Here is a 17,942-nt window from a genome sequence, read left to right as displayed (position 1 = left end):
GTGGGCGGCGGGCGAAGCCACCGCAAGACGGTCAGGCGGCTGCCGACCCTGGTTGTCGAGGTGGCAGCGGGCGGTCAGGCGTCAGGGTCGACTTCGGGGTGTGTGAACCGCACGGGCTTGCCCAGCGACCGGGCGTAGGCGATTTCGGCTCGGGTGCTGTCTCCGATGTAGTCGCCGACGACGAGCACCTCATCAGCGAGCAGGATCTTCGCCCGGTGCAGTTCGTCGAGTCGGGCCTTCAGTGCCTTAGCCTCGACAGGATCGGACCACAGTTCGTGCGGTGAATTGATGTCGCAGGCTGGTTTGACGACAATTTTTCCGGGCTCAGCCGTGGTCTCCCGCAGATCGGCCTCGGCCATCTCGGTCATGAAACGGGTGGAGCCGCAGATCACGACGATATCCGGGAAACTCAGCTGCTTCTTCGCGTCGGCGAGTCTCTCCTCGGGGGTGATCAGTTGGGATGACACTGGTTCCTCCTGGTGGTGCGGCCCGAGGGGTGCCTGAAGAGACGAGAACGAGGGTCCCCAAGATCGTCTTGTGACGAACGACGTGGACACCCTCGCGACAGCACTTTAGTGCGACGACCGACGGCATCCTGAAGGAACATCCCGAGCTGGCGCCGTGGCGCCCGCCGGTCGGCATGACGCCCCGCTTGAGTGATGCCGGCGGCCACGAACGCTCCGGGCCCGCCCCGAACGGCGGGCCTGGGACGTGCACCCGTGAATCACTCTTCCGGGACACCGCCTTCGTTGACGCCTGGTTCCCCCGTCATAGACCGCCGCGAGGCACCGGAGACGAGGGCGGTCCGGTGGTCAAGCGTCTGACTGGGTAGACCAGCGGCCGCCGGGCTCGGGTCAATCACGGTCGCCACTGACGGTTCATCAGGGAAGGGCGTCCAGCCAGCCTGGACGAGCCGCCCAGGGTTTCGCTGGCATTCGGCGAACTCGGGACCCGGGACATGTCGACACGAAGGCTCCTCGATCAGCTCCTACCGCCTTCGGGCGGCCCGGCGGCATCCAGGCGCAAGCTGCCGAGCGCCAGTCCTTGATCATTCAGGTGGCCGTGTCCTGAATGCGCCAGCCCATCAGGAGCCGTAGCGTCAAGGTCGAAGCCGTTCCTGACGGGACGACGGCTGGCGGTCCCGCGGCCCCTTCGCACGTGACGCGGGACCGCCGTACCTACCGAGCGACTGCGAGGCAGCCGACTCCCGTGACGGCTGTTCCCGCAGCGGCAGTGAAGTTCGATCCGAAGAAGTGGCGGCCACGCCCCAAAGCCCGGTGGACGGGGCCTTCACTCACTCGGGTGATCGGCCTGTACGGCTCGCCGACTGCTTCTAGGCTTCGGGCATGCCCTGGAACTGGATGCAGATCAGACTTCACCCGCCAACGGCCAACAAGGCCGGATACGGCGAAGCAGCAGTCGGCGAGGGCGGGTTGACGTACCAAGAGGCACGCGACGAGGTGCATGCCGTCCTGCTGGCCATGGCGCAACTGCCACTGCCGAATGCTGCCGTGCACGCTGAAGCTGCCGCCCAGTGGAGCCGTGGCGTCCCCGATGACGTACTGGCCGCCGGGCTCCTCGTCTCGCGGGTGTACGAGTACGGGCGGTTGCCGGGTGAGACGTCGGACCGGGCGGCCCGCGTGCTGATGGAGGAGTTCAGTATGAACACAACTGGGGAGCCGCACCGGGTGATCCTGTCGGCCAGCTCCCCGGGTGGCCGCTCGAAGCTCTGACGGACAGTCATAGCGCGACGATCCTGCCACGGGTTCTGTTGCTGGCCCGGTCAACAGCACACGCGTTCCTGGCCGCCCGTCAGCCGCGACGGTGAAGCACGCCCGGGCCCCGCCCACGCCCGAGCGCCCTTACGCCGGTCGGCAGGGGCAGCCGTAGGACCGGGTCCGGCAGGAGGAAACGGTGATCCGTCCACCGGAGGCGTTCGTACGAAGCACCCTCGCCCGCGAAGGCGGGAGTGAGAACGCCGCAGGCCGGCTGGCCGGGCTGCCAGCCATTGTGGAAGAACTGCTCGGCCGCTGGGAGTGCCTGCCGGACGGCGTCCCGATGTATGGCGGCGTCGGGCTCGTCGTCCCAGTACGGCGCGAGAACGGGCTTCCCGCCGTACTGAAGGTCTCCTTCCCCCACCCCGGGAACCGTCACGAACCGGACGCCCTGGCAGCGTGGGACGGACACGGCGCGGTGCTGCTGTACGAGCGCGACGACGACCAGTTCGCGATGTTGCTGGAGCGGGCCCGCCCGCTCACCCTCGCCCAGGCCGGTGCAGGCAACGAGGACATGGTGGCCGCTGTCGCCGGACAGATCAGCCGCCGCCTCGCAGTACCCGCCCCCGAGCACCTTCCCCGACTGCGGGAGCAGGCCGGCGCCTGGGAGCGGCAGCTCCGCGCGGATGCTGCCGCGTTCCCGCGCGTGCTGACGCCGTGCGCCGTGGCCGCCGCACTCGCGACCGTTCGCGACCTCGCCCGCGACCAGCCCGACAGGCTCGTGCACGGCGGTCGGGGTGGGCGGGCGCCGACCGTGGCCGCAGGGCGGTCTGGTCAGCTGACTGCATTGAGCGTTCTTGCGTGGGCGACCTGGTGCTCCACCGGACGAGCGTGCTGCTGTTCACCATCCGATTCCCTCGGCGGGGATTTCCGTGATGGGGGACGGTGCTGCGGGCGAGATGCCCCAGTGCTCGTGGGCCAGGCGGGCGGCTTGGGCCGCCTGTTGGTAGCCCTGGTCGCCCCAGCCGAGAAGCGCGGCGGCCTGCTCTGGGGTGGCCAGGAGCCGGGCGTACCGGCGGCCGCTGGCGGGGTCGGTCGCGGACGGGCCGACTGCTGTGATCGGTGCTGCCAGTCGCAGCCGAGCGCACTCACCGATGCCGCCGTAGACGTCACCGGTCGCGTCGTAGACCCAGCCCAGCCGCTCGATCCTTCCCAGAGAAAGGGTCAGTTGTGCTTCTTCGGCGGCCTCGCGTACTAGGGCGGCTTCCGGGGACACGTCTGTTGCCTCGACCGTGCCGCCAGGCAGCATGGCCAGCGGATCAGCGGGGTCGATCACCAGGACAACCCGGCCGTCGGGCACAAAGAGCCAGCCCCAGGCCTGAGGTACTGGAAGCCGGTCGGGTACCTGGTCAGGGTGCCAAGGCCAGTCGCGTCCCTTGAGGGGCCGTGTGTGTACCTGGTATAGGTCCAGCGGTGGCACTTCCCCGACGTGCCTGCCGCCGTCGAGGTGGGCGGTCGTGCCGGCCAGACGGGCGCGCAGCGCGGCCAGCATGAGCTGTGCGTCCACGGGGATCATCCGCTCGGCTGCTGCCCGGGAGTCGAGGAATTCGTATCCGTGCAGTTCGTCCGCGGGCAGGCGGAGGGCCGCGATGTCCTGCTCGGTCAGCGTTCCGCCGTCGAGCGCGTAGCGCACCTCGCCCGGGAACGGCAGGTCCGCGGCGACGTCCGGATGTCCCGGCGCGACCCAGTTCACGGCCAGCACCCGCCCAGGCGATCTCAGCAGTCCGAGTTCTTCGTGCACTTCGCGACGGAAGACCTGCCCCGGGCCTTCTCCAGGCTCGGCACCGCCACCCGGCAGCAGCCACTGCCTGCGGTAGGTCGGTTTCACCAGCAGGACACGCCCCAGTTCGTCGGTCATGAGCGCGGCCGCGCCCAACCAGACAGCGTGCCGTGACCGGGCGTACTCCTCCTGGGACATTGTTGGCTGCTCGGGTACCGCGGCTGTGTCACCGTGCGTAGGGGTACTCACCTGTGCTCCCGTCTGTTGCATTGGTGTGGCTGGAATGAGGGACGCGGTTCAGATGATGGGCGGCCGCCCGGCGGCCGTCAGCCGCCAGACCGTCTGCCAGCTCATGGGGCGTCGGGCCTGCGCGCGCCGGAGTGTCCATCCTTCCCGCATGCCGCTGACCGATTCGTGGATTCCGCCGTGGCGCAGTGAGCGGGCCAGGGTGATGGCGGTCCAGTTCGTCAGGTACAGGGGGATGAGAGGGCGGGGCAGGTTGCGGTAGGCGACGGTGATCCTGTTGCGGACGGCGAACCGGTGGAACAGCGCGTGGCGGGTGGGGCTGGTCACCGGGTGGTGCATCCGAAGGCCGGCTGCGTACCAGCCGGTCCAGCCCGCCGCCCAGCATCGATACGCCAGATCGAGCCCCTCGTGGTACAAAAATAGGCTGGCTTCCCACCCTCCGAGAGCGTCGAAGACCTCCCGGCGGACGAGAACGACGCCCTCGGTCATAGTGGTGATCGTTCCAGGCCTGCCCGGTTCACCGGCGCGCAGTCGGGGCACCCAGCGGCGTGGTGTGGTCACATCGTCGGGCCCGGTCAACCGCGGCTGGACGTAGGCGGCTTCGGGATGCTGGTCCGCCTCGGCGATCAGGCGGGCGAGTACATCGTCCGTGGGAAGGAGGGCGTCGTTGTCCAGGAAGAACAGATAACTGCCCTGGTTCAGCCGGCTCGCCTTGGCGAGGGCTCGGGCTCCGGCGTTGCGGCCGCCGGGAATACCAATGTTGGTCTCCAGGGCCACAGTGAGGGCGCCGGCAGGGACGATGTCGGGGACACAGCCGTTGCCGACAACGCAGATCTGCAGATCGACTCCTTGCTGGGACATCAGCGTGGCCTGCGCGGCGCGTTCCTGCTCAGGCCTGTCATTCATCGTCAGAAGGACTACCTGGACGACACGGAGGTGCGGGCGCTGCGGCACAGGGATTCCTTCGGATGTGATGGGGCTGCCAGGGGCTGGACAGCGGGACGGGGTGCCGGTGAGCGGCTTGGTGCGCGGTTGCCGAGGAGAGGCACAGCGCTGGTGCGCCACATCCCCGCGAGCTCTTGCCGCGGCGGTGTGAGCCCGGCATATCCGTCCTGGCTCGGCCGGTTCCCTCGGCCCGGCGAACATCGCGGGGCGTTCCTGCGGGGCAGTTCCTTCATGACGGGCTGTCCAGGAGCGAGGCCGCGCCTGCGGCGAGGAGTTCGTCTCCCGCGTGTTGCCCGGTGAGGGTCGCTTCGGTGGCAGGGCCGGAGGCTGTTGCGCGGAGGGGGGCGCCACCGGCCGGGTCGAGGACCGCGGCGTGCACCGTCACCGTCTCGGCCGCCGGGTCGTGGACGGCATCGTGACGACGTCCAGACCGGTCTTGGGGTAGCGGTCGCGAAAGAGGGCGGCGAACCGGCCGGTCTGCTCCATGGCCATGGGGCTGGGCCGTGTTCCCAGCCGCAGGGACCGGGTGGTGACGGTGCTGGTCATGTGATGGTGGTCCGGCTCTCGAAGGGGTGGGCGGTTGGCCAGCTGGTGGTGCACAGGGCGAGGTGGTGGATGACGATGCCGCTTTGGCACAGCGCCGTGAAGATTTCGGCCGGGTACGCGGGGTTGGGAGACGGCCATGAGCACTGTGACCCGGTCACCGGAAGCCGGGCCGCCGGTGACCAGCTCCGTGGCAGGCACTACCAGGGCGGCAGGCCCTGGTAGTCCCGCGGGTGGAGATCGTGCCCGGCGAGCGTGTTCCGCAGGGCATCGCCGACGGTCTCCGGGTCGGCGACGACCGCGCCGGGTATCGCTTCGCGAGGCTTGGCGGCGAGGGTCGTCCTGCCGCCACGTACGGGCCGTTGAGCGAGATGTTCAAGTGCTCTCCACGGCTGCGGCGGATGTCTTGCTGTGCTCAACGGTGTCCTGGAGGAGCACATCACGGCCCGGCCACCGGAACACCATGCGCGAGAACGGTCTGTCCACTACGTCACCAATGGGCAGCAGACGATCGGGGGTGCCAGCCGGGTGGATGGTCAGGCCCGGGTCGTCGCCGTCACGTACGTCGCGGTCCCAGGCCCGCACCGTGGCCGCCAACTGCTCGGCGAGCTGCGGCCCCTGTTCCCCGAAGGCGTGGACCACCCATTCCCATTCCTTGCCGGCCGGGCTGTTGCCGTGCCTGATCTGGACGTGCACGAGGTAGGCCAGTGAGGCGTCCCCTAGGACCGCCGGGGCATCACAGTCCTTCGCGATCACGGTGACACCGGTGCTCTTCTCCCGGCGGGCGAACAGGCGGCAAAAGCCGGGCAATGTCGTAGCCGCGTAGAGCTGAAGCGAGCCGAAGCAGAACCCGCTGCCCATCCTTACCCCAGTGGCGACCTCGTGACGCGGCCCGCACAGCGCCTCCTCCAGCCCCTCGGTGGAGGAGAGGGCGCCGTCCTCGAACCGGAGCCGCAGCTCATCGTCAAGGAGGTCGACGAGCGGGACGGCACGTGCGAGCTCGCCTTGGGCGCGGATGAACCCGCAGTGCGTGAACCGCTCCGCGTGCAGGACGTCCCCGGCGCGCCGGAACGTGATGGCCCGGGTGTAGCCGCCTACCTCCAGCGGCAGGACCAGGCGCCCGCCCTCGGCCAGCTGCGCGCGCCAGGCCGGGGCGATGTCCCACACGTTGTACGTGATCACGCTCCCGTCGAATCCGCCGCGAGGCACGAGGCGGTCCGGTGCACCGCGGGCGGCGTCGCCCTGGAAGGCGGTGACGCGACCGCTGCCCGCCTCCGCGGTGAACCGGCGGGTGCGGTGGACGACGTACGGGTCGATGTCGCCGGTGACGACCCGTCCTGTGGGGCCGGTGACGTGGGCCAGCAGCTCGGCGTTGTAGCCACCGGACCCTGCCTCGTACACGACCGCGCCCGGCTCCAGCTGAAGACTCTCGATCATGTCGGCCTGGAGCCAGGCTGCGGACACGGAGCTGAGAGCGGTCCCGGAGGACTCCCTGACCGTCACCACGGCGAGGTCGTCGTCGTAGGCCGTCTCCAGAGGGGCTTCCGGGACGAACCGGTGGCGGGGGACCTCCCGCAGAGCCGACTGAACCCGCGGGGACGGCGCCCACCCCTTGGCCACCACGGCACCAGCCATCCGGTTCCGCAGCCGCGTGGCCTCGGCCGGCTCGCCGGGCACCGGCGGCACGGTGGCGGCGCACACGTAGGAGTGGACGGGCGGCAGCCCCGGCAGGACCCCTGGCCACACCGCGTTCAATGCCTGGGCGCTGGGCGCAAAGATCTTCCCCGAAGTCGCCAGAGTGGACAGGTCGTGCCACTCCCACCGCACGAAGCGATGCGGTTCGGGCAGAGCGAGTTCACCGCCCCAGCCGGTGAGGCGGACCACGGCGGTGACACGCCGCACGTCCAGCCGGTCGTCGTGAAGAACCGTGACGACATGCGCGTCCTCCAGGCGCGCCGTCAGCCCGGTCTCCTCCGTCAACTCCCGCACGGCAGCCGCCGGTGCGGCTTCAGCCGTCTCGATCCGGCCGCCGGGCAGCTCCCACATCCCCCTGGTCGAGCGGCCCAGCAGGACCCGCCCGTACGCGTCAGTGACCACGGCCGCGGCACCGAGGACCGCTTGCGGGCCGGGCCGCAGCTTCTCCTGGGCACTGAACGACCCGCCCGTGCCGCGCAGAACCAGCACACCCAGACCCGCCGCGTCGAACCGCTCGACGCTCTCGAACCCGTCGGTGAGGGCCGCAAGTTCATCCTCGTCCAGTGCGATATGGCGCCGCTCCGACGGAGTGTTCTCCACGACCGGTGTGATGACGACGAGCACACCTTCCTCACGCAGCAGCGCAGCCAGCCGGCGCAGCACCCTGGCACGATCGCGGACGAAGGCGATGCACAGCCGCAGGGTGATCAGGTCGTAGCCGTCCTCGGACAGGTCGGCCAGGTCGTCGTGTTCCACGTCCAGGCACAGCCAGCGCACCCCCTCCACGCCAGCATGCTCCGACCGAGCCCGCTCCAGGGCGCCTTCGGCGAAGTCGACGCCGTCGACGCAATACCCGAGCGAGGCAAGGTATGCCGCCAGCTCGCCCGTGCCGGAGCAGGCATCCAGCGCGCGGCCGCCCTCGGCCGCCGGTGCGTGCTCGACGAGCAAACTCCTCTCCTCGTCCCCGAGTCCTCGAAAGCCACGGCCCTCGCTGTAGTGCTCGGACCAGTCGGCCCGGGTGTATCCCACAGATCTCTCCTCGTTCGTGAAAAGGCGGGACGGTACGGCGTTACGGCATTTCGGCGGGGCCGTAAAGGGCGGCAGGCCGATTTGCCCGCAGTGCCCAGTAGCGGTCGCCATGCGACCAATGCCACCATTCCGTCACGTAGTTGATCAGTCCGGCTTCCGAAAGTGCGATGGAAAGCGTGGTCCGGTTCGCTCTGGCACTCGCTGAGATGTTGGCGGCGCCGGTGTAGCAGGCGTTCTCGCTTTCCTCGGGGTTCGCGTTCATTGCCGTCCCCATATCCAATTCCTTGCCCGTCCGGTCGACGAGAGTCAGGTCAACGGCGGACCCGGCGCTGTGCGGCGCAATCTCCGGGGGCGACACAGAGCGGCTGGCTGCCACCCGGACGTCCTGCTGCGTCCAGTCCGGATTGGCCGCGCGCAACTGCGCCGAGTACCGCTCGAAGTACGTCTGCTGCAGGTCCGGCGGCCGGTAGCCTTCGACGATGAGGAGACGCAGCCCGTCAGGGGGCCGGCGTTGTGCGTCCAGCAGTCGGTCGCGGACTCCCTTACGCAGGTGCGCGAAAGCACCGGCCGGGTCGGATCTACGGGTGTCGGCAAGCAGTTCACCGCACTGACGGACGTCGACCAGGGGCTCGCCGCACTCCTCTACCGGAATAGCGGCCACGGACGGATCGGACATCAAGACGATCGTCATTACTTTTCCCTGTTCCATGAGTCGAAGATTTCGGGATTCGTGTCACGCAATTCAGTGCCGAGCGGCTTACGAATGTCGATGTTCCGTCTTTGGTGAGAATCGATGAGAAGCGGTCTCAGGGGGTGTGTGCGCGCATCTTTTCGAGGCCGGTTTCGCGCATGATGCGCCCGACCGTGTCGGTGAGGCTGCTGTCGGCTCCGATTACGGTTTCGACCCCCTCCGGGAGGAGGTCGCGCTCCCGGTACCAGTCGCGCAACTCCCGCTCGGTGACATGGGCCAGATATTCCCGGTCGGGCTTTGAAGAATGCCGGGCCAGCGTCTCCTCGATGGGAATGTCGAGGTAGTAGCAGCGGGAGACCCCACGGTGGTCGCCGAGCAGCCCCGCGAGCATGTCGCCGTACCGGCCGGCGTGCAGGACGCCCTCGATCACCACGTGAAATCCTGCATCCAGGGCGTAGCGGGCGACTGTGTCGATCAAGCCGATGTTCGCGCCGCCAGGCACATCACGCTCTCTCAGTACGACTCTTCGCAGGTTGTCCTGGCCGACCACAGCCAGGCCGCGGCCGAACCGGTCGCGGATCCCCGCCGCGACCGAGGACTTGCCTGACGCCGAGTTCCCGCGAACTATGACAAGCCGGGTCACTTCGCTCCCCACGAACCGTCGTGAGCCCGGGGTGAGCTGACGCTCCCCAGCGTCTGGGCCGACCCGCCCCGGGACGACGGCGTGAACGGGGCGGTACCGGTCCGCTTCAGGGAGGTAGGGGATCGGGTCACCAGGGTCCTGGAAGTGCACGGCCATCAGCCGGCCACTGCGGTATGCGTCGAGCCCGGCCCGGCAGTAGGCAACCATGGGCGCCGGCAGGGCATCGAAAGGGAACCAGTCCATCGCGTCGCACACCGCCGGCTCGAGAACACGGGGTGTGCCCTGCCAGGCGCGAACCTCGAAGAACAGGCCGACGCGGGCCCCGCCACTGGGAGCACGGTGGTGCACCGTGACAGCGAAGCGGACATCGACCGGGTCAATGATCAGGCCGGTCTCCTCCCGGGCCTCGCGAACGAGCGCCGTCACAACGTCCTTATGGGCACCGTCCAAATGCCCGGACGGGAAGTGCCGGAGTCCCGCCGCGTAGACGTCTCCGGCACGTCGGGACATGAGGATCTCCGGGCCCGCTGCGCCGTCGCGGCGCAGGATCAGGTGGACATCCAGCGGCTCGGTGTGCCGCCCGGTGCTCACGCCGCACCGACGCGGCGGGCGAGCAGCACGGTGAACATGGTGTCCTCGACGAGCCCTTCGCCGTGCATGTACTCCTCCAGGAGCGCGCGCTTCCTGTTCGAAACGGGCATGCCGGCGGCCGGGCTGCCCGGGTTCATCGAGACCCGGTCGATCATCCTCAAGGCAGCGGGGCGGTCCAGCCAGTGGAAGGCCCGGGCGCAGGTGACCAGATCGGCTTGGTATCCGTCGGCCGGCGCGGAGAACGACTCCGCGGGTACAGCGTGGAAGGCCACCACTGCTTGTCCGTGCAGGGGCCGGAGTTGCTCGGTGGCGGTGCGGAGCATGTCGCTGTCCGGGTCGACGAGGTCGACGCGAGTGATCCGGGGAACGGCGGGCAGCAGGGCGGCCGGGACCTGCCCGGTGCCCGAGCCGAGATCCAGGAGAGTCGGCCGCTCAAGGTCGGCCAGGGATTCGGCAAGGAGCCGGACGGCTTCGTCGGGAATTCCCGGGCGGTATCGGGCATAGTCGGCCGCCGAGTCGAACAAGGCCACAGGTCCTCTTTCCGTGCGGGAAGTGCAGGTCGGCTGTGCTGTCATGGCGTGGCGGAGAGCGCGGGCAGTTCCCATCCGAGGGCGGTGATGCCGGTTGCGGAAGTGACGTGCTGCTGGGCGCCGTTGTCCGGGATGTCGACGTGGAAGGCCGCGGGGGATCCGGCCCGCACCCAGAGGGCGTGGACGTGTTCGAGTTCGGCCCACACATCGCGCGGACCATGGATCCGGACGGTGCCGTCACCGTGGCCGGCCACGGCCCAGGAGTTCTCCTCGGGGGCCACCACGGTGAGTGTGCCGGCCTGGAAGTGCCGCACCACCCCGGGAACGAGGTAGGCCGCGGCCAGCCAGAACCCGTACGCGTGATCCGGCGGCGGAGCGAATGCGGTGGGGCGTCTCTTCCCGGGGGTGTTCGCGATCTGCTGGAGATGGTGCTGGGCGGTGAGCCAGGTGTATCCGTGCAGGGGGAGGTGGCCGCGAGGTCCGCCTTCCAGGACGGCCTCGATGCGTCCTCCCGGCGTGCGCGTCACCAGGCAGTGCCCCGGCCAGCTCGGCGTACGCGTTGCCAGTGTGGTCAGCAGGCGCCCGCCGGGAGCGAGCTGGTCCACCCACGCCGACGGCAGGCACGGCACGCCGATACCGGAATGGATCCGGTCGTACGGCGCCTTCGGAGCGTGCCCGTCTAGCGCGTCGCCCGCCACCACACTCGCACCGGCGCCGACCCGGTCGAGAGTCTTCTGTGCGAACGCGGCCATGTGTTCGTCCCGCTCGACACCGACCGCCAGACCGGGCCCGGTGAGCGCCGCAGCGAGCGCGAGCGAGACACCCGGCCCGGTCCCGAGGTCCAGGTACATGTGCCCGGCATCGATCCGCATCCGCTGGAGAACTTCCACGGTGTACGGGGTGAACGTCGACATCGCCGTCATCCGGCCCCCGCTCACCACGCCACGGACCTGACCCTCCAACGGCTCGCCGTCACGCTGGACCAGGACCGACTCGCCCGAGTACACCAGCTCCTGCCACTCGGCCCGGTCCTTGGGATGTGCTCCGTCCAGCAGCTCCCACGTCACCGGCTCGCTGCCCCGTTCACTACGCCGTACGTACGCCCGTGGCATCAGCACGCCGCGGTCCAGGCGCGACAGTGCATCCCGCAGGCGCGGATCGGTCAGCACCCCGTCGGCTTGAAGGCGTTCGACCAGCGCCAGGCGCGCCGACTCCGCATCTGTGAGCCCCTCGGTCGCCGGGTCGGCCGTCCCGGATTCGGCCTTCACCGCAGTTCACCCGCCACCGCCGACAGGTGGACTGCGGGTGCCCAGCCGAGCTCGGTGTACGCGGTGCCGGCGAGGATGCCTTCGATCGCGGCACGGGTGTAGCGGACCATCGGGTCCGGCAGGCCGTCCAGCGGCCACCACTGCCAGGCCGTGCATCTGTCGGGCTCGCGGATCTCCGGTTCCCCGGACCACCGGCTTGCCTGGAAGAACAGTTGGATCCGGGGTTCGGCGTTGTCGTGATCGTCGAGCAGGTGCACGGTGTGCATCAGGGTGAGGTTCGCCGGCGCGATGACGATCCCGGCCTCCTCATACGCCTCCCTGATTAGGCACGCGCGAACGCTCTCCCGCTCCACGTGACCGGCCAGGGCATGCCACGTGCCACCCGCGAACTTCACATCCGGGTGACGCAGGCCCAGGAGAGTTCGGCCGTCGCGCTCCAGGAACAGGTGCGCGCCGACCACGTTCTTCACGGCTCCCGCCCCGCCCTGACCGGCATCATCCTGCGGCCCGGGCAGCAGCGGTGCGGGGTGCTCGGCGTGGTGGGCCTTGATCACCTCGTGGGCCCACGAGCACATCGACAACTGCTCCATGGTGGCGATGCCGAACCAGGCGAACATGATCCCTTCGGTGACGGGCAGGTCATGGGCGATGCCGTCCCAGCGGGCGATGTAGACCTGGATGTTCCCCTCGGCGACGTTCGGACCGTGGACCTTCACGGTCGTGTAGGGGGTGATGCCGGAGAGGACGAGGCCTGTCTCCTCAAGGATCTCGCGGGCGATCGCTTCATCCAGCGTCTCGCCGGGCTCAGGCCCGCCGCCGACCAGTGACCAGGTACCGGGGTCGCAAATCGGTTTGTGTGCATCCCTCAAATGAAGGAGGTACTCGCCGCGGCCGTTGACGATCAGGACGGCGGTACTCGCGGGCAGAGGTGAAGTGGACGCGTTCAACGAATTACCGCCTTTGCGCAAGGAGCCGGTTGGCGATCGGTACGGGGTGCTGGGCGGCAGCGCCGTCAACGAAGACGGACGCTTCGGCGCAGCCCCCCGCCCGGCGTCGAGGCACGGCCGCGGACCGTGTGAGGGATCCAGCCGTCAGCTCCGCCTGCCGTGGCGTGTGCCGCCGGGCCGTGCCCGCGACGGCCACAGAACGGAGGCTTCCAGAAGCGCCGCGCAGCCCCGGACGCGCAGGACCGGGTCACTGGGCCTCCTCGCGCCGGTCAGCGCCACTCCGCGACGTGGGGATCCTGGCGTTTGCGGCGGGCAGGCTGAGCCCGTACTGCGCGGCCTGGGCCTCATACATCTGCCGGTAGAGACCCCCCTTGACGGCCATGAGCTCGCCGTGCGTGCCCTCCTCGGCGACGGCGCCCTGGTCGAGGACGTAGATGTGATCAGCCTTCGCTGTCGCGGCCGGCCGGTGCGTGACCAGCACAACGACGTGACCGCGCTCGGCCAGTGACCACAAGCGCTGAAACGCAGCAATCTCCGCATGAGGATCGAGAGCCGAGGTCGGCTCGTCGACGAGGAGGAACGGCGCGCTCCTGTACAAGGCGCGGGCGGTTCCGAGCTTCTGCCACTGCCCGCCAGAGAGCTGAACCCCGCGCTCGTACCCTTTGAAGGCGATCGAGTCCCAGCCGTGGGGAAGTTCCTCGACGAGGTCCTTCACGTCTGCGGCCCGTGCGGCTTCCTTGACCCGGTCCATATCGCGGGGCTGATCGCCGATGCCAATGGCCACGTTCGTCGCCGCGGTCATCACTTAGTGAGGGAAGTCCTGGGCGAGCATGGCTACTTGGGCGAAGACCTGTGCCCGGTCCGCTTCACGGACTTCGACCTGCTCGCCGGCCTCGCCCGCCCACCGCACATGACCTTCGAAGGGCTGGCGCTCCGGCGTGTGATGCGCTGTGGAACTTCGGTATGTACCTTTCACCGGGCGTTTCACATGACCAGCGTTCCAGCGGAAGGAGTGCGCGCGCACACGATTGCGGCAGGTTGCATCTCAGGCAGCTGGCGCGGCCCCGGAGGTGACAGGGCCAAGGCCAGATGGCAGGTAGCGTACGGCCGTCGACACAGCCTCCTCCGCCGTCGGGGTCTCTGCGAGGATCTTGCCCATGTAGTTGGCGCTGACGGTGTACCGGGTGTCCCGATGAGCGTCCAGGGACATTGGGATGACGGTGAGGTGAGGGCGGGTACTGGTGGAGAATCGCAGTGTCCAGTGACTGGTGAACGGATAGAGATCCCGTAGCGCACGCTCGCTGTATGCCGCTTCGACAAGCGCCTGGTACTCGGGCCAGTCCTTTTCGTGTGCCTCCGTGCGCAGGTGCTGCCACTCGGACTCGGCCAACTGCACAGGATCGTGGTCGGGCACCTCGAATCGGCCGGTCAGGTGAACAAACGACGTGGCTTGGCGGATGTCGGAAAGTGCGGTTCCGGCGTGCCATGCCTGCGCAACCCGCACAATCTGGGCTAGATCCAGCGTATTTCCTTCGATAAGCGCCATGTCTTGAAATGACTCGCAGCCGCGGATCGACCACCGCCGTTCGACCGCCCACGCGCTGATGACCAAGTCATTCCGATGTGGAGCTTCACTCGCAACGATGGCATGGCCAAGCGGGTCGCTCTCCGAGACCGCGATGGGTACCGAGAGGCTGTCCTTGACCGCAATGTCCTGAAGCGCGGCGCCGAGACTGCCTTTGGCTGCGATGTCGGGATACAGAGCGGCTGAATCAGAGAAGGTGGCCATGAAGCACATTGTGCCGCTACTGAACTTGATCGGGTGTTGTCGGGCATACACCTCATCGTGCTCCGCATGCCTTGCGCGATGATGTGATCGTGTTCCCAGGCGATCGGAATCCGGTTCGTTGCACGGCGCCGGGACCGCTAGGGTCAGGCGGGTGAGTGATCCTCAGCCAGTCGTATGGCTACTTACCGGCATGCCGGGCTCAGGTAAGACCACCTTCGCGAAGGCGTTGGCACGAGGCGGTGTGGTCCGTCTGTCAGTGGATGAACAAATGACAGCCCGGCATGGACGGATCGGCAAGGACCACGCCGAGCACGAACACCTCGCGCTTCAGGCTCCCGTGATCGAGGACGTTCGGCGACAGCTTGTCGCACTCCTACGGGAAGGCCGTTCGGTAGTGCTGGATCACGGCCTGGGCACCCGTGCGGTCAGGGACGACTACAAGCAGCTGGTCACGGAGTATGGCGCCAGGTGGCGGCTCGTCCACTTCCAGGCTGATCACGATGAGTTGTTGCGGAGACTGGCCAAGCGGAACAACGAACAGGAACATGGCGTGATTTCACCAGAGACGCTGGCCTGGATCGCCGAGCACTCTGAAGCCCCTGCGGGTGAGGGTGAAGAGCCCCCGGTACTTCCAACCTCAGCCTGACAAAGATCCCGGGCTGAGAAGGCTGCCGGTCACACAGGTCCATCCCGGTCGATAGCCAGGCCAGATCAGGTGTCCAGCGCCAGGTCGGCGCCGGCAAGGCATCCGTCGATGAGGTGCGGCCGGTACTGGATCTTCCTGAGGCTGCGCTTCACGGCGGTGGCGAGCTGGTCGAGGTTCGCGGCGGCAAGGTTGCCGATGGTCCGTTTCACCAGTGACCAGATGCCTTCCTGCGGGTTGAGGTCGGGTGTGTAGGAGGGGAAGTGGAAGACGGTCAGCCAGCCCTCGTACGCGGCGATGAAGTCCTTCATCTGCGGCATGAGGTGGGTGCGCAGGTTGTCCCAGACCAGGACGATGGGGCCTTTGAGCTGGTTGTGGGCCCGCACGATGAGGTCGCGACAGTCCTGCCAGGTGAAGCCCTTGGGCTCTCCTTTGCGGCCCCGGTGGACGCGGAAGCTGTAGATCAGCCGCGACCGCTCTCCGGAACGGAAGCAGGTCATTCCCGCCATCGAGACCCGTCCGGAGCCCCGGCCCCGGACGCGGACGACGGGCGTCTGGCCGATGCGGCCCCAGGACCTTGCGCGTGGCGGTTTCAGCGACTGGCTGGCCTCGTCCTCGAAGACGATCCAGGCTCCGCGGGCCGCCGCCGTGCTTTTACCTGTGGCCACACCTCCTTCTTCCACAACTCCACTGCCTCGTCGTCACGTTCGATCGCCCGCCGAGCCGGCTGCTGCCAGGACCAGCCATGGCGTTTGAGTAGCCGCCACGTCCCCTCCACTGTGTAGCTGACGTGGAACAACCGTCCGATCAACGTCTTCACCCGGGCTAACGTCCACCGCTGGTCCGCCCAGCCATGGGCGAGCGGACCACACTCCAACTCCCGCTCCAGCCTGGCCATCTGGCAACTCGACAGCCTCGGACGCCCAGGCGAGCCCTTCGACCGGACCCCCTCCCGGCCCCGCTCCCGCCACTGCCGACGCCAGCGCTCCACCGACCGTTCGCTCACCCGAAGCGCGACCGCGATCTCCCTGTTCTTCGCGCCGCCCTCGAAGAGACCGACTGCCTCCAGCCGAACCCGCTCCCTAGCAGCCCTCTTCACGTCGTTCAAGCCGCCGCCCTGCGCGTATCTCACAAACCACAATTACCGACCAGGCCCACGCACTGTCAGAAGCCGTTGTCTTTCCGAGAGTGGCGGGTATGTTTCCGCTGGTCAGGTGTAGGCGCGGTGTTTTGGCGGCAGGGACGAGGTGTTGTGTCGTCTCTTCGGTGGAGGTGCCGGGATGCCGTCGGTGATGGGGTTGCTGGAGGAGCGTGAACGCGCGGCTCGGCAGCGTGTGGAGGCTCTCCAGGCCGAGTTGCGGGAGGCCGAGGCCGTGTGGGAACGGTTCGTGATCGCCCGTGAGACGGTGGGCGAGGTTCTGGCGGAGCCTCGCGGTGGCGAGGACGTGCCGCCGGCCGTGGTGGCCGGCGAACGGCCGGTGCAGGTCACGGCGGCGGTGCCCGGTTCGGTGGTGCCGCGCTGGCAGGAAGGGCTTGCCCCGACGGTTCTCGCGCCGGACTACCAGCGGATCATGGATGTCCTGGCCGGTGGGAGCGGTACGCGCGGGGAGGCGATGGACTGCCGGCAACTCGCGGCGGCAGTCGGGCTGGAGCCGGTTCCGGCGAAGGTGGAAGGGGTGCGGTCGAAGGCGAAGCGTCTGGCCGCGCGGGGCTGGCTGGCGGAGGAACGTCCGGGGCTGTTCAGCGTGCCCGTCGCACGAGTCGGCGGCTCATGACCATGCTCATCGACCACCGGATCACCGCCTCTGAGGTGTCGGTGCGCGTCTCGTAGTCGCGGGCCAGCCGACGTGAGTGCATCAGCCACGCGAACGTGCGCTCCACCAGCCACCTCTTCGGCAACACGGTGAAGCCGCTGGTGTCGTCGCTGCGTTTGACCACCGTCAGCGCGACGCGCAGGACACTGCGGGCGAAGTCGACCAGGCGCCCGGTATAGCCGCCGTCGGCCCACACCCGCGTGACGCGCCAGTGCCGCTCACGCAGCCGGACCAGCAGGGTCTGCCCCGCATCCCGGTCGGTTACCGAAGCTGCGGTCACCATCACGGCCAGCAACAGTCCGAGGGTGTCCACCACGATGTGCCGCTTGCGGCCGTTGACCTTCTTTCCGCCGTCGAAGCCCCTGGTCGCGGCCGGCACCGATGCGGCTCCCCTCACCGACTGCGCGTCGATGACGCTGGCCGTCGGCTCCGGATCCCGGCCCGCAGCCTCGCGGACCCGGTCCCGCAGCCGGTCGTGGAACTCGGCGGCCAGGCCCTTGTCCCGCCAGCGCCGGAAGAAGGCGTACACGCGGTCCCACGCAGGGAAGTCCGCGGGCATCGCCCGCCAGGTGATGCCGCCCGCGACCAGGTAGCGCACTGCGTCGACCATCTGCCGGTGGCAATAGCTCTCCGGTTGCCCGCCGCGGCCCTCCAACCAGCCGGGGACCGGCATAGCGTCGCGCACGACCGCCCACTCCGCGTCGCTCATGTCGGACGGATACCTCGGCCGCCTGTACGGCCGATCCCCGGCGTTCCCGAACCGGTGAGCGAGGCAATCACACGTCAGGGGAGCCGAGTTGGACGACATCAGCGCCAACACGGAAGACTGCAGCACCAGGGGCCTCCTGTTGCTCGGTTGGATTCGACACCCACGAGCTGTGCGGGAGGCCCCGCTCTCATGCCCGGCCAGTCAGAAGATCACCCGACCGAGTCGACGACCTCGAACTCACGCTCACCAAGATCGATACTGCAACGGCTTCTCAGCTTGGCGTTTATCCTCGGCGGGCTTCGTGTTCCTTGATGGTCTCGGCGCGTTTGACGGTCTTGCCGACGTCGTGGCGCTTGGCGCGGTG

At 68.5% G+C, this 17,942-nt stretch carries 18 protein-coding genes and 2 pseudogenes; 4 read left to right on the top strand and 16 right to left on the bottom strand.

Annotated features, from left to right (window positions below; translation table 11 throughout):
* Positions 1–74 precede the first annotated feature (74 nt).
* Entirely contained in the window at positions 75–467 is a 393-nt protein-coding gene (locus ACFYY1_RS38205) for a hypothetical protein (protein ID WP_388594059.1), read from the bottom strand.
* Positions 468–1,346: 879 nt separating this feature from the next.
* Between ACFYY1_RS38205 and ACFYY1_RS38200 the strand changes: the two genes are divergently transcribed.
* Both ACFYY1_RS38200 and ACFYY1_RS38195 read left to right on the top strand, forming a co-directional pair.
* The gene (locus tag ACFYY1_RS38200) at positions 1,347–1,733 is read left to right on the top strand and encodes a hypothetical protein (RefSeq protein WP_388594057.1); all 387 of its coding nucleotides are present in this window, start codon (positions 1,347–1,349) and stop codon (positions 1,731–1,733) included.
* 325 nt (positions 1,734–2,058) lie between these two features.
* Positions 2,059–2,445 (top strand): annotated as a pseudogene (locus ACFYY1_RS38195) (aminoglycoside phosphotransferase family protein); the annotation flags it as partial.
* A gap of 171 nt (positions 2,446–2,616) precedes the next feature.
* Here the strand turns inward: ACFYY1_RS38195 and ACFYY1_RS38190 are convergent.
* From ACFYY1_RS38190 to ACFYY1_RS38135, 12 genes and pseudogenes are all read right to left on the bottom strand, one after another.
* Positions 2,617–3,693: an NUDIX domain-containing protein gene (locus tag ACFYY1_RS38190; protein ID WP_388594053.1), complete on the bottom strand. Its 1,077-nt coding sequence runs from the start codon at positions 3,691–3,693 to the stop codon at positions 2,617–2,619.
* A 99-nt stretch (positions 3,694–3,792) separates the two neighbouring features.
* Positions 3,793–4,647 carry a glycosyltransferase family 2 protein gene (locus ACFYY1_RS38185; RefSeq protein ID WP_388594051.1) on the bottom strand — a complete coding sequence of 285 codons (855 nt, stop codon included), beginning with the start codon at positions 4,645–4,647 and terminating at the stop codon, positions 3,793–3,795.
* 420 nt (positions 4,648–5,067) lie between these two features.
* Complete coding sequence (locus tag ACFYY1_RS38180; protein WP_388594049.1) at positions 5,068–5,232, bottom strand: hypothetical protein; 165 nt, start codon at positions 5,230–5,232, stop codon at positions 5,068–5,070.
* Between the two features lie 372 nt (positions 5,233–5,604).
* Positions 5,605–7,953 (bottom strand): methyltransferase, FxLD system, encoded by a 2,349-nt coding sequence (gene fxlM / locus ACFYY1_RS38175; RefSeq protein WP_388594047.1) that lies wholly within the window; start codon positions 7,951–7,953, stop codon positions 5,605–5,607.
* 40 nt (positions 7,954–7,993) lie between these two features.
* On the bottom strand, positions 7,994–8,644 hold the full coding sequence (locus tag ACFYY1_RS38170; protein ID WP_388594044.1) for a M15 family metallopeptidase: 651 nt from the start codon (positions 8,642–8,644) through the stop codon (positions 7,994–7,996).
* Positions 8,645–8,759: 115 nt separating this feature from the next.
* Positions 8,760–9,299: a kinase gene (locus tag ACFYY1_RS38165; RefSeq protein WP_388594162.1), complete on the bottom strand. Its 540-nt coding sequence runs from the start codon at positions 9,297–9,299 to the stop codon at positions 8,760–8,762.
* Positions 9,300–9,554: 255 nt separating this feature from the next.
* A pseudogene (locus ACFYY1_RS38160) lies at positions 9,555–9,797 on the bottom strand (NUDIX domain-containing protein); the annotation flags it as partial.
* A gap of 77 nt (positions 9,798–9,874) precedes the next feature.
* Positions 9,875–10,408: a class I SAM-dependent methyltransferase gene (locus ACFYY1_RS38155; protein ID WP_388594042.1), complete on the bottom strand. Its 534-nt coding sequence runs from the start codon at positions 10,406–10,408 to the stop codon at positions 9,875–9,877.
* 41 nt (positions 10,409–10,449) lie between these two features.
* Positions 10,450–11,676 (bottom strand): methyltransferase domain-containing protein, encoded by a 1,227-nt coding sequence (locus tag ACFYY1_RS38150; protein ID WP_388594039.1) that lies wholly within the window; start codon positions 11,674–11,676, stop codon positions 10,450–10,452.
* Positions 11,673–12,623, bottom strand: a complete 951-nt coding sequence (locus tag ACFYY1_RS38145) for an NUDIX domain-containing protein (RefSeq protein ID WP_388594037.1) — start codon at positions 12,621–12,623, stop codon at positions 11,673–11,675. The genes ACFYY1_RS38150 and ACFYY1_RS38145 overlap by 4 nt, the downstream gene beginning before the upstream one ends.
* 247 nt (positions 12,624–12,870) lie before the next feature.
* Complete coding sequence (locus tag ACFYY1_RS38140) at positions 12,871–13,425, bottom strand: ATP-binding cassette domain-containing protein (RefSeq protein ID WP_388594159.1); 555 nt, start codon at positions 13,423–13,425, stop codon at positions 12,871–12,873.
* A gap of 243 nt (positions 13,426–13,668) precedes the next feature.
* On the bottom strand, positions 13,669–14,412 hold the full coding sequence (locus ACFYY1_RS38135) for a DUF6193 family natural product biosynthesis protein (protein ID WP_388594035.1): 744 nt from the start codon (positions 14,410–14,412) through the stop codon (positions 13,669–13,671).
* Positions 14,413–14,563: 151 nt separating this feature from the next.
* Here ACFYY1_RS38135 and ACFYY1_RS38130 point away from each other — a divergent pair, with 151 nt between their 5' ends.
* Positions 14,564–15,058: an AAA family ATPase gene (locus ACFYY1_RS38130; RefSeq protein ID WP_388594033.1), complete on the top strand. Its 495-nt coding sequence runs from the start codon at positions 14,564–14,566 to the stop codon at positions 15,056–15,058.
* A 65-nt stretch (positions 15,059–15,123) separates the two neighbouring features.
* On the opposite strand, the gene ACFYY1_RS38125 is transcribed toward ACFYY1_RS38130, so the two are convergent.
* Positions 15,124–15,723: a transposase gene (locus tag ACFYY1_RS38125; RefSeq protein WP_388594030.1), complete on the bottom strand. Its 600-nt coding sequence runs from the start codon at positions 15,721–15,723 to the stop codon at positions 15,124–15,126.
* On the bottom strand, positions 15,648–16,187 hold the full coding sequence (locus ACFYY1_RS38120; protein ID WP_388594028.1) for a winged helix-turn-helix domain-containing protein: 540 nt from the start codon (positions 16,185–16,187) through the stop codon (positions 15,648–15,650). Before ACFYY1_RS38120 ends, ACFYY1_RS38125 begins: the two co-directional genes overlap by 76 nt.
* A gap of 148 nt (positions 16,188–16,335) precedes the next feature.
* On the opposite strand from ACFYY1_RS38120, the gene ACFYY1_RS38115 reads away from it, so the two are divergent.
* On the top strand, positions 16,336–16,830 hold the full coding sequence (locus tag ACFYY1_RS38115) for a hypothetical protein (protein ID WP_388594026.1): 495 nt from the start codon (positions 16,336–16,338) through the stop codon (positions 16,828–16,830).
* Here ACFYY1_RS38115 and ACFYY1_RS38110 read toward each other — a convergent pair.
* Positions 16,796–17,578, bottom strand: coding sequence for an IS5 family transposase (locus ACFYY1_RS38110; protein WP_388594024.1), 783 nt, complete (start codon positions 17,576–17,578; stop codon positions 16,796–16,798). The genes ACFYY1_RS38115 and ACFYY1_RS38110 overlap by 35 nt on opposite strands.
* Positions 17,579–17,942: the final 364 nt, after the last annotated feature.

The sequence above is a fragment of the Streptomyces sp. NPDC001890 genome (assembly GCF_042891445.1).
Classification (GTDB): Bacteria; Actinomycetota; Actinomycetes; order Streptomycetales; family Streptomycetaceae; genus Streptomyces.
The sequence above is the reverse complement of the archived record's forward strand: the minus strand, read 5'-3'. Positions and strand labels throughout refer to the sequence as shown.